General features: G+C 56.5%; 17 protein-coding genes. 11 read left to right on the top strand and 6 right to left on the bottom strand.

What is annotated here, in order from left to right; genetic code table 11:
- Positions 1 to 79 precede the first annotated feature (79 nt).
- Positions 80 to 922, top strand: coding sequence for a LysR family transcriptional regulator (locus tag AC2TE5_RS11155; RefSeq protein WP_484613269.1), 843 nt, complete (start codon positions 80 to 82; stop codon positions 920 to 922).
- Here AC2TE5_RS11155 and AC2TE5_RS11150 read toward each other — a convergent pair.
- Together AC2TE5_RS11150 and hglS are read right to left on the bottom strand one after the other, a co-directional pair.
- Complete coding sequence (locus AC2TE5_RS11150) at positions 909 to 2,414, bottom strand: carboxylesterase/lipase family protein (RefSeq protein WP_484613268.1); 1,506 nt, start codon at positions 2,412 to 2,414, stop codon at positions 909 to 911. The two genes, AC2TE5_RS11155 and AC2TE5_RS11150, sit on opposite strands and share 14 nt — an antisense overlap.
- 43 nt (positions 2,415 to 2,457) lie before the next feature.
- Positions 2,458 to 3,801: a 2-oxoadipate dioxygenase/decarboxylase HglS gene (gene hglS, locus AC2TE5_RS11145; RefSeq protein ID WP_484613267.1), complete on the bottom strand. Its 1,344-nt coding sequence runs from the start codon at positions 3,799 to 3,801 to the stop codon at positions 2,458 to 2,460.
- Positions 3,802 to 4,328: 527 nt separating this feature from the next.
- Between hglS and AC2TE5_RS11140 the strand changes: the two genes are divergently transcribed.
- The 8 genes from AC2TE5_RS11140 (at position 4,329) to AC2TE5_RS11105 (ending at position 10,865) form a co-directional block, all read left to right on the top strand.
- Entirely contained in the window at positions 4,329 to 4,514 is a 186-nt protein-coding gene (locus AC2TE5_RS11140) for a con-10 family general stress protein (RefSeq protein ID WP_004136767.1), read from the top strand.
- Between the two features lie 94 nt (positions 4,515 to 4,608).
- On the top strand, positions 4,609 to 5,103 hold the full coding sequence (locus AC2TE5_RS11135) for a YciE/YciF ferroxidase family protein (protein WP_484613266.1): 495 nt from the start codon (positions 4,609 to 4,611) through the stop codon (positions 5,101 to 5,103).
- Between the two features lie 23 nt (positions 5,104 to 5,126).
- A complete protein-coding gene (locus AC2TE5_RS11130) occupies positions 5,127 to 5,330 on the top strand; it encodes a hypothetical protein (RefSeq protein WP_008502273.1) in 204 nt (67 codons plus the stop codon).
- A 24-nt stretch (positions 5,331 to 5,354) separates the two neighbouring features.
- A complete protein-coding gene (locus tag AC2TE5_RS11125) occupies positions 5,355 to 5,861 on the top strand; it encodes a ferritin-like domain-containing protein (protein WP_024908416.1) in 507 nt (168 codons plus the stop codon).
- Between the two features lie 15 nt (positions 5,862 to 5,876).
- A complete protein-coding gene (locus tag AC2TE5_RS11120; protein WP_008502274.1) occupies positions 5,877 to 6,749 on the top strand; it encodes a manganese catalase family protein in 873 nt (290 codons plus the stop codon).
- A 68-nt stretch (positions 6,750 to 6,817) separates the two neighbouring features.
- On the top strand, positions 6,818 to 8,221 hold the full coding sequence (locus tag AC2TE5_RS11115) for a cytochrome ubiquinol oxidase subunit I (protein WP_063142818.1): 1,404 nt from the start codon (positions 6,818 to 6,820) through the stop codon (positions 8,219 to 8,221).
- The gene (gene cydB, locus AC2TE5_RS11110; RefSeq protein ID WP_484613265.1) at positions 8,221 to 9,231 is read left to right on the top strand and encodes a cytochrome d ubiquinol oxidase subunit II; all 1,011 of its coding nucleotides are present in this window, start codon (positions 8,221 to 8,223) and stop codon (positions 9,229 to 9,231) included. Before AC2TE5_RS11115 ends, cydB begins: the two co-directional genes overlap by 1 nt.
- Positions 9,232 to 9,239: 8 nt before the next feature.
- Complete coding sequence (locus AC2TE5_RS11105) at positions 9,240 to 10,865, top strand: alpha-amylase family protein (protein ID WP_484613264.1); 1,626 nt, start codon at positions 9,240 to 9,242, stop codon at positions 10,863 to 10,865.
- On the opposite strand, the gene AC2TE5_RS11100 is transcribed toward AC2TE5_RS11105, so the two are convergent.
- From AC2TE5_RS11100 to AC2TE5_RS11085, 4 genes are read right to left on the bottom strand one after another with little or no spacing between them, the layout of a single operon-like run.
- Positions 10,866 to 11,852 (bottom strand): SDR family oxidoreductase, encoded by a 987-nt coding sequence (locus AC2TE5_RS11100; protein WP_484613263.1) that lies wholly within the window; start codon positions 11,850 to 11,852, stop codon positions 10,866 to 10,868.
- A gap of 17 nt (positions 11,853 to 11,869) precedes the next feature.
- Positions 11,870 to 12,388 carry a 2-oxo-tetronate isomerase gene (locus AC2TE5_RS11095; RefSeq protein WP_484613262.1) on the bottom strand — a complete coding sequence of 173 codons (519 nt, stop codon included), beginning with the start codon at positions 12,386 to 12,388 and terminating at the stop codon, positions 11,870 to 11,872.
- A gap of 11 nt (positions 12,389 to 12,399) precedes the next feature.
- Entirely contained in the window at positions 12,400 to 12,846 is a 447-nt protein-coding gene (locus tag AC2TE5_RS11090) for a DUF421 domain-containing protein (protein WP_484613261.1), read from the bottom strand.
- Positions 12,847 to 12,855: 9 nt separating this feature from the next.
- A complete protein-coding gene (locus AC2TE5_RS11085) occupies positions 12,856 to 13,359 on the bottom strand; it encodes a hypothetical protein (RefSeq protein ID WP_484613260.1) in 504 nt (167 codons plus the stop codon).
- A 138-nt stretch (positions 13,360 to 13,497) separates the two neighbouring features.
- Here AC2TE5_RS11085 and AC2TE5_RS11080 point away from each other — a divergent pair, with 138 nt between their 5' ends.
- The gene (locus AC2TE5_RS11080; protein ID WP_063142825.1) at positions 13,498 to 13,887 is read left to right on the top strand and encodes a YdeI family stress tolerance OB fold protein; all 390 of its coding nucleotides are present in this window, start codon (positions 13,498 to 13,500) and stop codon (positions 13,885 to 13,887) included.
- Positions 13,888 to 13,951: 64 nt separating this feature from the next.
- The gene (locus AC2TE5_RS11075) at positions 13,952 to 14,836 is read left to right on the top strand and encodes an SDR family oxidoreductase (protein WP_193939659.1); all 885 of its coding nucleotides are present in this window, start codon (positions 13,952 to 13,954) and stop codon (positions 14,834 to 14,836) included.
- Positions 14,837 to 14,840 lie beyond the last annotated feature (4 nt).

Genomic DNA, 14,840 nt, shown 5'->3' with positions numbered 1-14,840 from the left:
AAACAACATCTGTGCTGTCGGGACAATCGAATTGTTGTCATAATAGCCATGAGAAAAATGCATAGCTGAGGTGTTTTCTATGTCACGCCGTTCGCTCCCCCTTAATGCCATCGACGCATTTTTAGTCACCGCGCGTCACCTCAATTTGACCCATGCCGCCGCGGAACTGTGTCTGACGCAGGGGGCCGTGAGCCGTAAGATTGCCTCCCTTGAGGCGTGGTTTGGCTTTCCGCTTTTTGAACGCCACGCGCGCGGGCTGCGCCTCTCGCCGCAGGGCAGCGCCCTGCTTCCGGAACTGCAGTCCGCTTTCGAGCAGCTGCTGTCCGTGGCCGACCAGGCCCGCAGTCAGCACACCGTGATCCGGCTTAAGGCCCCCACCTGCGCCATGCGCTGGCTGGTGCCGCGCCTGCTGGAGGTGGAGCGCGAGCATCCGGATCTGCAGATCGCGCTGACCACCACCACCGATCACAACGTCAATTTCAAAACCGAATCTTACGACGCGGCCATTGTGTTCGGCACGCACATGAGCGCAGGCGATCTGCTGTTCGACGAGGCGCTCACCCCGGTGATAAGCCCGGTGCGGGCAGGCGCAGCGCTGGGCTCGTTAACGTTCCTTCACCCCACAAGGGATAAGACAGACTGGTCGCTGTGGCTGACGAAACGGGAAGGTCCGGGTTTTGTCATGCACAAAAATCAACACTTCGACACGATGGATCTCGCCATTACGGCTGCCATTCAGGGGCTGGGCGTCGCCATCGCCGACGAAACGCTGGTAGCAGAAGATGTTCACGCAGGCAGGCTGATGCGGCCCTATGAGACAAGCATAAAAACCGGCGCAAGCTACCGGCTGGTGCTGCGCGAAACGCCAGGCGAAGAAAATGGTCTCGCGGCGTTTCGCGCCTGTTTGCTTAATCGAGGCTGACGTGATGCTTCATCACCCGTTTGAAGAGGCTCATGCGGGCGCGCATAAAGCGGTTTTCAAGCCTGAATGCTGCATGTTTATTCACGCCGATGCGTAACAGAACGTCCCGCCCTTTGCGACACGCGGGCCAGTGCGCTGGCCCGGGCAGGCTGTCGCGACGACCCGCGTCACGCGCAAAGCTCACCCAATAATCCGCCACCTGAGCAGCAAACTGCAGGTCCCGCTCATTGGCATAATGGCGTGAAGGCTCCACCTGGCCGAGCGTATCGAAGACATAGGGAATTTCGTTGCCGTGCCAGGCGCCGTTGATATACGTGCCATGTTCCGCCTCGGCGACATAGTCAAACCAGTAACGCCAGCATAACCCACCCACGCGCTGCTGGGCCTGCATCACCACGTAGCCCATGGTGGTAAACGCCATGTCGCGGCACACCTGCCTGCCCAGCTCTTCATCGCCTTTCACGCCCGGATAGAGCAGCTTAATCAGCCCCAGCCCGAAGCGACGCTCCCGGCGAAGCTTCTGAATTTGTCCGGCGAGATCGATGCCAAACACCGCCATCACGCTGGCTTCATCGCTGTTGGAGCCAATCATCACCGGCACCGGATGCTGACGGGCGGCAAAAAAGACGTCCAGCATGGCTTCCGGCAGAACGCAATCTCCAGCGATGGGCGCCGGGGCGACGTTCAGCGGCGCGGTGAGCGGCCAGAACGCCTCGGGCGGAATGGCGCGCAGCTGCCCGGCGGTCGCATTTTCCAGCCCGAAATGGGCGGCCAGCGCTTCCCCTTTTTGCAGCGCCTGCTCGCGCGGCGTGTCCGGCAGGGTATATCCGCTTTGGACAATCGCCTTATGGAACAATCCTGCCGCCAGCGGCGAGGCCAGCAGAGAGAGCACGCTGCGCGCGCCAGCGGATTCGCCAAACAGGGTCACATTAGCGGGATCGCCACCAAACCCGGCGATATTGTCCCGCACCCATTCGAGGGCGGCAATCTGATCCAGCAGGGCAAAATTATGCACTACGCGCCCTTCCTCGCCTTCCAGCGCGGGATGGGCGAAAAAGCCGAGATGACCGAGACGGTAGTTGATCGTCACAACAACCACGCCGCGCATAGCCAGCGCTTTGCCGTTATACGGCGGTAAGCCACCAGCACCAATCGTAAACCCGCCTCCGTGCAGCCAGACCATAACCGGAAGCGGCTCGGCACGGTCTACGGGGGACCAGACGTTAAGGTAGAGACAATCTTCGGAAAACTGGCCCGGATCGCCGCCGCCTAGCTCCTGACAATACTCGCTGCTTTGCCAGCTTGAGGGAGAGAAAGCCGTGGCCTCGCGCAGGCCATCCCAGCGTTCAGGGGGCCGGGGCGAGCGCCAGCGCCACTCCCCCACGGGCGGCGCGGCGTAGGGAATACCGCACCAGAGGTGAACGTTTTCATCGGTTAAACCAGTCAGTGCGCCCTGGCGCGTTTCAACCACAGGGGCGGAAGGATTTTGCATAACAACCTTATTTTTTCCATCACACCCCAGCAGAGTAACGATTTCAGAGCAAACCGCAACGCTGTTTGCTGCGCGTTTCAGCCTCCTGGTAGAGCGTAAACTCGTCATACACCTTGCAGCCCAGCGCGTCTTCAAACGCATCGCGGCTGGCGTTACCGTGGCTGCGGGCCTGGGTTTCGTTCCCGAGATTGGACTGGAAAATCCCCGCGGCGCTGACCGGGAGGAAATCTTCGTAGGTGATCGGCTGGGCAACCACCCATCCGCGCTCAATCAGCGGCTGCGGATCGTCACCCGGACGGAACGCATGACGATGGGCTTCCCCGGCTGGCGTCAGGCGGTAGCGGAAATAGGCCAGCTCCTGACGGCGCATGAGCATTTCGCTGTCCGGGAAGGCGCTAAAGATCTCCCGCAGATGCAGCTGGTGTGTGAGGTTATCTTTACCGGTTCCTGCCTGAGCGAGGAGGCTGTCGTACAGTTCCCGGCCTTTCGGGGTCAGCGCCACGCCGCGCTGTTCAATCTCACCGAAGCGCGCGGTGTGGGTGCCTTTATGTTCACCGGCAAACAGCACCGGCTCTTCCAGCGCCTTGAAGCTGGTTTGACGCAATAAGACGGGCACGTCGCGACGCGGCGGTCCTTCGATCAGAATTTTTGGCTCGATACCGTACTTCGGCATCAGCTCCTGCACCCGGTCAATATCCAGCGTGCGCGGCGTGAGGTGGTTAATATGGCAGCCCGGGAAGCAGACCACGTCGGCAATCAGGCGATGTTCGTTGCTCAGTGCCAGATAGGTTTCCTGATCGACCGTCGCACGGCGGTGCCAGCGGAAGGTTTCTAACGCTTCGTGCACAAACTCGTGCGCCTGTGCGTCAGTAAAGTGCCCTTCCGACTCATGGAGGTCAATCAGCTCCAGACAGCGGGGTGTAAAGATGTTCCGGTGAGACAGGATCTCTGCGGCACGCTCGCGCAGCGCGACGTTTTCAATCAGCTCAAGACGCAGCAGCGAGGTAAAGATACGAAACGGATTTCGACACAGGGCGGCATCCTCTACCGGGCGAAACGCCGTTGAGTGGACCGGCACTCCCGCCTGCGAGAGATCGTAATAGCTGACCGGGTACATGCCCATAATGGCAAACATACGGCGCAGGGTTGACAGTTCCTGTGCCGTGCCGACGCGGATCGCCCCGTGACGCTCAACGTTCAGGCGCGCAAGCTCATCGGCGTTAGCCAGTTGTTCATGTAATAGTGGGTTATTTTCCAGAACCGCCAGGTTTACGTCCGCAACCAGTTCGAGCAAAGTGCCGTACTGCGGAACTTCCTGCTGGTACATCGCCGACATAGCCTGCGAAAAGCGTTCCCGAATGTCATCAGCCGTGATGGTGTTCGCCATGATGTCATGCCTCCAGTGAATATTACCTGGAGTGTAGAGAAACCCGTTCCTTCCGGGGGGAAGAATTTCTGATTTGTGATCTTAAGACGACAGTGGTCAAACCGTGTGCTACCGGCCTATGAAGAGGTCCGGCGGAACCGCCCTTTCGCCTCGTCTGTTTCACCACAATTTTCCTGATAATTATTTTGAGCTCCGTTTTCTAGCCATAAAGGAGTAATTTTTTTAATCTATCCCAGCCGCAAACTAACCGGATTTATCACACCATTATTTTTATCCTCACCTTTCAATTTTTTAGCAGAAACTTAGGACTAATCCGATCATTTGTTTTCAAGTCCTTCCTGCTCATCCCTATTTTCTGGTTAAGCGAAGCGTAAACGCGACGATATTTAAAAATAACGCAACCGCAAATAGCAGAACGCATTTGACGGATGCCGCACAGCAACTAGAGTTATTACTCGAACGACGAGTGATACGGAAATATTTTCGTATCGTACTGACATAACCAATATATGACTATGAGGTTTAATATGGCAGAGCATCGTGGTGGTTCCGGTAATTTCGCTGAAGACCGTGATAAAGCATCAGAAGCTGGACGTAAAGGTGGCCAGCATAGCGGTGGGAATTTTAAAAACGATCCGCAACGCGCATCCGAAGCGGGTAAGAAAGGGGGCCAGAACAGTCACGGCGGAGGCCGTAAATCTGATAACTCCTGATCTTATTTAAAACTCTTTTAATAAAACCTGAGAGCATGCTGCGGGCTGAAAAGCTCGCAGTACCCTTTCTTTATTTTACCGGAGCGTAATTATTATGAATATGAAAAGCGTCGAGGATGTCTTTATTCATCTTCTGTCGGATACCTACAGTGCGGAAAAGCAGCTTACCCGCGCGCTCAGCAAGCTTGCCCGCGCCGCCTCCAGTGAGAAGCTGAGCGCAGCCTTTACCGCACACCTTGAGGAGACGCAGGGTCAGATCGAACGTATCGACCAGATCGTCGAACAGGAAGCCGGTATCAAAATTAAGCGCATGAAGTGCGTGGCGATGGAAGGCTTAATTGAAGAAGCGAATGAAGTCATTGAAAGCACGGAAAAAAATGAAGTACGTGATGCCGCGTTAATTGCCGCCGCGCAAAAAGTCGAGCATTACGAAATTGCCAGCTACGGTACCCTTGCGACATTAGCAGAGCAGCTGGGCTATAAAAAAGCCGTTAAACTTCTTGCCGAGACGCTGGAAGAAGAAAAAGAAACCGATCTTAAACTCACCGACCTGGCCGTAGGAAATATTAACCAAAAAGCGCAGAAATGACGCAATAACACAGGTTAAATAAAATGAGCATCAGTCCCAGGACAATTAAACGGTGCCATTTAGCGGCAGCCATAATATGGTTCATTCTCGCTATCCCCTCCGTAATATGGTGGAAGAACAGCGTGCTGTGGGTCATTATCATCAGTATCTACGCCAATATTGTCGGCCATTTATCCGGCTACAGTGCCGCGCGTGCCGATCAGGCTGCTGAAAGTGAGACCAAATAAGCGAACCCTAATGAGGATACAATGATGAATCACGTAGAACACTACCATGACTGGCTACGCGATGCCCATGCGATGGAAAAGCAAGCCGAATCTATGCTGGAATCCATGGCCAGCCGTATCGATAATTATCCTGATGTTCGCGCCAGAATTGAGCAGCATATTAATGAGACAAAACGGCAAATTACCCTGCTGGAAGAAATCCTCGACCGGAATGATATTTCTCGTTCGGTTTTAAAAGACTCAATGAGCAAAATGGCGGCGCTGGGGCAGTCCATCGGCGGCATGTTCCCGTCTGATGAAATCGTTAAGGGTTCAATCAGCGGCTATGTTTTCGAACAGTTTGAAATAGCCTGTTATACCTCCCTGCTCGCGGCGGCTAAGAAAGCAGGCGACGTCGCCTCTGTACCTGCCATCGAGACGATTCTTGCGGAAGAACGCGAAATGGCCGACTGGCTGATTCGTCATATTCCGCAGACCACGGAACAGTTCCTGCTGCGTTCTGACGCATCGGGCGTCGAAGCGAAAAAATAATCCGGGAGAATCGCCATGTTCCGACACGTCAAACAGCTGCAATACACGGTTCGCGTTGCTGAACCTAACCCTGGCCTCGCCAACCTTTTACTGGAACAGTTTGGTGGGCCGCAGGGCGAACTGGCTGCCGCCTGCCGGTACTTTACGCAAGGATTGAGCGATGACGATCCGGGCCGTAAAGATATGCTGATGGATATCGCCACCGAGGAGCTGAGCCACCTCGAAATCATCGGTACCCTGGTCGGTATGCTGAACAAAGGTGCCAAAGGCGCGCTGGCGGAAGGGGTGGAAAACGAGGCTGAGCTGTATCGGTCCATGACCGAAAACGGCAATGACAGCCACATCACTTCCCTGCTCTACGGTGGCGGCACCCCGCTCACTAACTCGGCGGGCGTGCCCTGGACCGCGGCCTACGTCGACACCATCGGCGAGCCGACGGCGGACCTGCGCTCAAACGTAGCAGCGGAAGCCCGAGCGAAAATCATCTATGAACGGCTGATCAACGTGACCGACGATCCCGGCGTAAAGGATGCGCTGGCGTTTCTGATGACGCGCGAGGCGGCGCATCAGCTCTCCTTTGAGAAGGCGCTGCAGTCCATCCGTAATAATTTCCCGCCCGGGAAATTGCCGCCAATCGAGGAATTCACCAACAAGTACTACAATATGTCAGAAGGTGGAGAGGTTCGCGGAAGCTGGAACAGCGATAAACATTTCGATTACGTTGAGTCCCCCCAGCCTGCGGTTGACGGCGGCGATGGCAGTGCAAGCGTTACGCTCACGACCGAACAGGCAACCCTGGTCAAGGCGATGTCCGCCCGCACGAAGTCCGATCCACATTCCGACCCGCTGACCGGTGCCGAGCTGGGTGCCGGTAAGACTAAACCGTAATCGGTTTTGCCGGGCAGCCATAAACTGCCCGGCAATTCTCGTGCCCCATCGTTTCAGAGGTACGGACCATGTTCGAACTCGACGCGTTCCATCTGGCCAGAATTCAGTTCGCTTTTACCGTCTCGTTTCATATCCTTTTTCCTGCGATCACCATCGGCCTTGCCAGTTATCTGGTGGTGCTGGAGGGCATGTGGCTGCGCACCAAAAACGACGTCTGGCGATCGCTGTACCATTTCTGGCTCAAGATATTTGCCGTTAACTTCGGGATGGGTGTCGTTTCCGGGCTGGTCATGGCGTACCAATTTGGCACCAACTGGAGCGGGTTCTCCCAGTTCGCGGGCAGTATCACCGGCCCACTCCTGACCTATGAGGTGTTAACCGCCTTCTTCCTCGAGGCCGGTTTCCTTGGCGTCATGATGTTCGGCTGGAATAAGGTCGGCCCCGGCCTGCACTTCTTTTCAACCTGCATGGTGGCGCTCGGCACGCTGATGTCGACCTTCTGGATCCTCGCGTCCAACAGCTGGATGCATACGCCGCAGGGCTTCACTATTGAGAACGGACAGGTTATCCCGCAGGACTGGCTGGCGATCGTCTTTAACCCCTCATTCCCTTACCGGCTTATTCATATGGCTATCGCCGCGTTTCTGAGCAGCGCGCTGTTTGTCGGCGCGTCGGGCGCATGGCACCTGCTGCGCGGTAACGATACGCCCGCCGTCCGCACCATGTTCTCCATGGCGATGTGGATGGCGCTGCTGGTCGCCCCCATCCAGGCGGTCGTGGGCGATATGCACGGCCTGAACACGCTTGAGCATCAGCCGGCCAAAATTGCCGCCATTGAGGGACACTGGGAAAACCCGCCCGGCGAGGCCACCCCGCTGCTGCTGTTTGGCCTGCCGGATATGGACGAGGAGCGCACCAAATACGGTCTTGAGATCCCCGCCCTCGGCAGCCTTATCCTGACGCACAGCCTGGACAAGCAGGTTCCGGCGCTGAAAGACTTTCCTAAAGAAGATCGCCCAAACTCAACCATCGTTTTCTGGTCGTTCCGCGTCATGGTTGGGATGGGGCTGCTGATGATTACTCTCGGTCTGATTGGCGTCTGGCTGCGCTATCGTCATCGGTTTTACCACTCTCGCCCGTTCCACTGGTTTGCCCTCTTCATGGGGCCTGCCGGGCTGCTGGCGCTGCTCGCCGGCTGGGTGACCACCGAAGTGGGCCGCCAGCCGTGGGTGGTCTACGGCTATCTGCGCACCATCGACGCGGTATCGCTGCACAGCACCCTGCAGATGAGCATCAGCCTGCTGGCGTTCTTCGTCGTCTACTCGTCGGTGTTTGGCGTGGGCTATGTTTACCTCATTCGGCTGATTAAGAAAGGGCCGCAGCCTGTCGATACGCTGACGTCAAACACCTCGGGCACGCCCGCCCGTCCGCTGTCTGCCGCTGAGTCTGTTCCTGAAGAGGAGAGAACCTGATGGGCGTCGATATCTCAGTTATCTGGTTTGCCATCATCGTCTTTGCCACTCTGATGTACATCATCATGGATGGCTTTGATTTGGGCATTGGCCTGCTGTTTAATTTCGTGGGCGATGCGAAAGAGCGGGATGTGATGGTGAACAGCGTCGCGCCGGTCTGGGACGGAAACGAAACCTGGCTGGTGCTCGGTGGCGCAGGGTTATTCGGCGCCTTTCCGCTGGCCTATGCGGTGATCGTGGATGCGTTGACCATTCCCCTTACCGCCATGCTAATTGGCCTGATCTTTCGCGGCGTGGCGTTCGAGTTTCGCTTTAAAGCCACGCCGTCACACCGAAAGTTCTGGGACTACTCGTTTGCGGGCGGATCGCTGCTCGCGACCTTCAGCCAGGGCATCGTCGTGGGCGCAATGATCAACGGCTTTGACGTTGAGGGCCGACGCTTTGCCGGCTCCGCGCTTGACTGGCTCACCCCCTTCAACCTCTTCTGCGGTATCGGTCTGGTCGTCGCCTACACGCTGCTGGGCACCACCTGGCTCATTATGAAAAGCGAAGGCGCGCTGCAAATCCGCATGCGCGAGCTGACACGCCACGTGCTGCTGGCGCTGATGGTTGTCATCGCCGTGGTGAGCATCTGGACGCCGCTCGGCTGGCAGTACGTGGCCGACCGCTGGTTTACGCTGCCCAACTTCTTCTGGTTCCTGCCGGTTCCGCTGCTGGTCGGGCTTTTCAGCGTGCTGATCTGGCGCCTGACCCGCAACCCGAACAGCCACTCTCGCCCCTTCCTGCTGACGCTGGGGCTTATTTTCCTCGGGTTTAGCGGGCTCGGTATTAGCCTCTGGCCGAACATTATTCCGCCGCGCATTACCCTGTGGGAAGCCGCGGCCCCGCCTGCCAGCCAGCTGTTTATGCTGGTAGGCACGTTACTGATTATTCCGGTGATCCTGGTGTACACCGCCTGGAGCTACTACGTCTTCCGGGGCAAAGTGTCGGATACTGAAGGCTATCACTGAGGAACGCTATGACCGACTGGCATACACGAGCCATAATTTATCAGATTGATACCGCGCTATTTTATGATTTGAACGGCGATGGCTGCGGGGACATCGCCGGGATAGCGGCCAAGCTGCGCTATATTCGCCGCATGGGGGCGACGGTTATCTGGATCACGCCGTTTTACCTCACGCCCTTTCTCGATGAAGGCTACGACGTCAGCGACCACCTCCAGGTGGATCCCCGCTTCGGAAAACTGGCCGATATCATCGCCTTTATCGAACAGGCCCGCGAGCTGGGCATGCAGGTGATTATCGAGCTGCTAATCCAGCACACGTCGGACGCACATCCCTGGTTCCAGCAGGCGCGCCGCAGCCCGGCGTCACCCTATCGTGATTATTACCTCTGGTCGGATAACGACGAGGACGATACGCCCCCCATGTTCCCCGGCGTCGAGAAGAGCATCTGGACCTGGGACGACGAGGCGGGACAATACTACCGGCACATGTTTTATCGCCACGAGCCGGATCTGAACCTCACCTCACCCGCGGTGCTAAAAGAGATTGAGAACATCATCCTCTTCTGGCTCAAGCTGGGCGTGTCGGGATTTCGCCTCGACGCCGCGTCCCACCTCACCACGCAGGCGGGAAACGGTAATGAAAAAAAGGGCCTGTGGATCCTCGAACATATGCGGCGTCTTATCGAAGAGCGCAATCCGGACGCGATCCTGCTGGGTGAAGTGGACGTAGACGTTGAGACCTATAAAGACTACTTCGGCAATAATGACCGCCTGAATCTGGTGCTGAATTTCTGGCTCAACAAGTATTTCTACGTTAGCCTGGCCAGAAAAAGCGCCCGCCCGCTGCGCAATGCGGTGAAGAAGATGATCGTCCCGCCTGATGCCTGCTGTTTTGCTAACTGGCTGCGCAACCACGACGAGCTGGATCTGGAAGGCATTAGTCAGAAAGACAAACAGTTTGTCCTCGACACGTTCGCCCCTGACGAAGAGATGAACGTCTATCAGCGCGGGATCCGCCGCCGCCTGGCGCCGATGCTCAACGGCGATCGGAAGCGGCTGGCGTTCTGCCACGCGGTGCTGTTTTCCCTGCCGGGTGTCCCGGTGATGCGCTACGGCGACGAGATAGGCATGGGTGACGATCTGGAGCTGGAGGAGCGCTATGCCGTTCGCACCCCAATGCAGTGGGCGGGGTCACACGGGGGCGGTTTCTCTGCGGCCGACCCTGAAAAATTTATCGCGCCAATTATCGACCACGGCCCTTACCGCTATCAGAAAGTGAACGTCGCCGATTCGCTGCTTCACCGCAACTCGCTCCTGCACCGGATAATCGATATTGCCAATACCCGCTCGGAGTTCCCCGAAATTGCCGTTGCGCCCTTTCGCCTTATCACAATCGATGATGACGCGGTGCTGGGGATCTATTACGAGACCGACGAGCGCAGCATCCTGACCTTCGTCAACTTTAGCGACCAGCCGGTGCAGTTCACCGCAAAAGGGATCCGCCACGCCACCTGGACCGCCTGTCTCGAGGACAAGCGCTACGATGACGCGCTGATTTGCGGCAAAACCGTTCAGCTCGGTCTTGGCGGCTACGGCTATCGCTGGTTCTGGACGCACCGGAGCGCGCTGCGCTGATTACGGTTTCCGGCGGGTTATCAGACGCGTCACCACTATCCCTGCCACCGCGAGGGCGCCAAGCGCCACTTTACCCGGCATGCCGGAGGTAACGGACGGCGCGCGGTTTTTCGCCTCGTCAGTAAAACGGCCGTGGATTTTGTGCAGGTCGTTAACCGGCTGGTCGAGATAGTCCCGGCGATCCGGTGCGTTCAGATCGTCGGTCATTTGGCCTTCCCAGGCCTTTTTCACCATCAGCCGGTCCAGAAAACCGGGGAAGAAAAACTGCCCGACGATGGACTGGATGGTGCTGCTGCCCACCCACAGCTCGCGTACCGGTTTTTGCGCCACCCTGAAAATGGCGCTGGCGGCCACCTCAGGTTCAAAGACAGGCGGCACCGGGCGCATCGCCCAGGCGAACTTATTTCTCGCCCATTCGAACTGCGGGGTATTGAGCCCCGGCATCTGCACCATCGAAAGCTGAACCCGGCTGTTCTCATGCATCAGCTCGGTACGCACCGCATCGGTGAACCCGCGGATCGCCGCTTTGGCCCCGCAGTAGGCTGACTGCAATGGAATGGAACGGTAGGCCAGCGCGGAGCCCACCTGAATAATCACGCCCCTGTCGCGCGGAACCATGAGTTCAAGAGCGGCGCGGGTGCCGTTCACGTAGCCGAGGTAGGTCACGTCTGTTACGCGACGGAACTCATCCGGCTTGAGGGTTCGAAACGGTGCCAGGACGGCCCCCATGGCGTTGTTCACCCAGACATCAATCGCGCCGAGGCGATACTCAATTTCGTTAGCGGCATCCACCACCGCCTGGCTGTCGGCGACGTCCGCCTGCACGGCGTGGGCATTAACGCCAAAGCGCCGCAGCTCCTCCTGGGTGGAGTGCAGGCTGGCTTCATCGCGAGCGATGAGCCCGACGTCGTAACCTGCCTTTGCAAAGTGCAGCGCCGTGGCTTTTCCCACGCCTGCCGTCCCGCCGGTAATCACTATGACAGCCATAGAACCTCCCCGTGAGTTTAACCGTTATTCCCGTCCGACAATGCCGCCAGCAGCTCCGCCAGCGAGAAATGCACCGCTTTTTCCACCACATCCTGACAGTCACCGGAGAAAAGCACGGTGCGGGTTTGCGTCTCGCCGCGTATATTCCACGCAAAGCAGACCGTCCCCGCCGCCGTGCCGTCGTCGCCCCCTTCCGGGCCTGCGTAGCCGCTGATGGCGATGCTGATATCCGCCTGGGCGATATTGCGGATACTGGCGGCCATCTCGGTAACCGTCTGTTCGCTCACGGCCGTAAACCGCGCAAGCGTCTCAGGACGCACGCCGAGGATCCGCATTTTGGCTTCGTCGCTGAACACGACCAGGCCGACATCATAAAATTCGGCGGTATTTTCCTCAGCGCAAAGCGCCACCGAGAGCTTGCCGCCCGTGCAGGATTCCGCGGTGGTTAAGCGAAGCCCGAGATCGGTTAATTTGCTCGCCAGCTTTTTTGTCAGTTCACCCACGGTATTATTATTGTCGTGAAAAAGATTGCTCATCTTGCCGCCTCTTATTTCTCGAAAGGAATGATTGAAATATGACCATTGCGCTCAAGTATGGCATATTTAATGTCGCTTATTTCCGTAATACCATTATTCTGCCGTGCAGACACCAGAATATCATCGCAGGAGACATCGACTTTTTTCAGCTTATCGGCTAACGGCATGCCGTTCTCGACAAGAATCACCGGAGTGCCGTCCAGAATATTCTCTACCGGGGAAAAATACTTCTTCATCAGCCCGAATATAATATCAACCACCACCAGCGTGGTAATGGTAATCATCGCGCCGGTGACGGAAAAATCTTGTCCAAGGAGAGCCTGCTGTGTGGCTTCACTAATTATCAGGAGCAGAATGAGATCGAAGCTGGTCATCTGCAGCAGCGCGCGACGCCCGGCCACCTTAAATACCACCATGAGGAACAGATAAATAGCCAGCGCGCGAAAGACCATATCCATATCTGCCTCCTACGGGTAAATTAATTGCCAGAGGTTAATCTCCGGCTCGCTGTTGAGGCGGATGACGGTGTTCCATTTACCGGCTCTGGACGGTGTCGTGAAAAGTAACACAGAGAAGCTGTCTGACTTTTTCAGATTGTTATAGACAAAAAAGAGGGTCTTCCCGCGGCTGAACATGGTGTCCGGCTGCGGCCAGACGCTGCCGGGCTCATAAACATCGCTGCTCTCGCTGGTTATGCTGAGGGTATACCTCCCCTCGGTGCTTACCGGAAACGCGAACTGCATCCGCGTCTCTGTTTCCCGTCGTCCAAAGCGTTCATAGTTTATGGTCAGTGATTTAGCGGAATTCGTTTTGACCGTGTCGCTGACTATACCGCTGGAAAACAGACCGGCAATGGCCGCGACGATAATAGCCAAAAGAACAATAAAACCCACCTGACGAAACGCGTATTCAAACGTCAGCAAACGGTAACGCTCATCTATCCCGGGTAACTTTTCTTTTTCACGCTTCATGGCCATCGTCACCGTTTCGCTTATTATCCGATAATTTTGATTTCTAACGCGAATGTTTTTAGGACTTATCACATTTGCCACATAAAGGAATAGCAACAATACTTAATAAGTCAAGACACCCAAAATGAAGGATATCGGATGAAATTATCACTTATTTCCGCTTTATTGATATTTCTGGTTCCGGCCGCATGGGCAGATAATAACGGGGGTTTACAAAAAGGCGAAGCGCCACCTCCACCGCACGCGCTTGATAGCGGATATCGCGGAACCGACGACGCGCGTATTATGACCATCGATCAGGCAAAACAAATGCACGATGGCGCGACAATTTCATTACGCGGTAATCTTATTGACGGCAGCGGCGATAAGTTTGTATTTCAGGATAAAACCGGAAAAATCGACGTTATTATTCCCCAGGCAGTTTTCGACGGCAGAACGGTAAAACCCGACCAGATGATCAGCATCAACGGTTCGCTTGATAAAAAATCATCTCCTGCCGTCGTCCGTGTCGATCGTTTGCAGAAATAATTCAGCGAAGCGTTAACGCTGCAGTTATCCATCAAATCTCACCCCTTGGCTTAAGGAGTCAGCTATGAGTGATACAAAACAACGTACGAACGCTTACCCGCAGCCCCCGTTCCCGGAACAACCGCAAACGCCGCCGGGACTGGCATCAGAAATGCAGCCTGTACCCGACCACGGGGAAACAAGCTACAAAGGACATGGCCGCCTCGCCGGCAAAAAAGCGCTGATTACCGGGGGTGACTCCGGTATTGGTCGCGCGGTCGCTATCGCCTATGCGCGTGAAGGCGCTGACGTTGCCATTAACTATTTGCCTGAAGAAGAAAAAGATGCCTCTGAGGTCATCGAGCTGATCGAAGCCGAAGGCCGCAAGGCCATCGCGCTACCGGGGGACGTCCGGGACGAAACGTTCTGTCAGAATCTGGTCGAAGAAGCCGTATCGAAGCTGGGCGGGCTGGATATTCTGGTCAACAACGCGGGGCGTCAGCAGTTCCGTGAATCGCTTGAAGAACTGACCACCGAGGATTTTGACGCGACGTTTAAAACCAACGTCTACGCCCCTTTCTGGATCACCAAGGCGGCCCTGCGCCACCTGAAAGCCTCGTCCGTTATCATTAATACCTCCTCCGTTCAGGCGGTGAAGCCCAGCCCCGTTTTGCTGGACTATGCCCAAACGAAAGCCTGTCTGGCGGTGTTTACCAAATCCTTAGCCAAACAGCTGGGTCCAAAAGGGATCCGCGTCAACGCGGTTGCCCCTGGCCCTTACTGGACGGTACTGCAGTCCAGCGGCGGACAGCCGATGGAAAAAGTGAAGGAGTTCGGTGGCGATACCCCACTGGGACGTCCCGGCCAGCCCGTCGAGATTGCGCCGCTGTACGTCACGCTGGCCTCGGATGAATGTTCCTTTACGTCCGGCCAGGTGTGGTGCTCTGACGGCGGTGACGGCGTGATCTAATCCA

Source organism: Enterobacter sp. N5-15, assembly GCF_057221635.1.
This window is presented reverse-complemented; position numbering and strand designations above follow the sequence as displayed.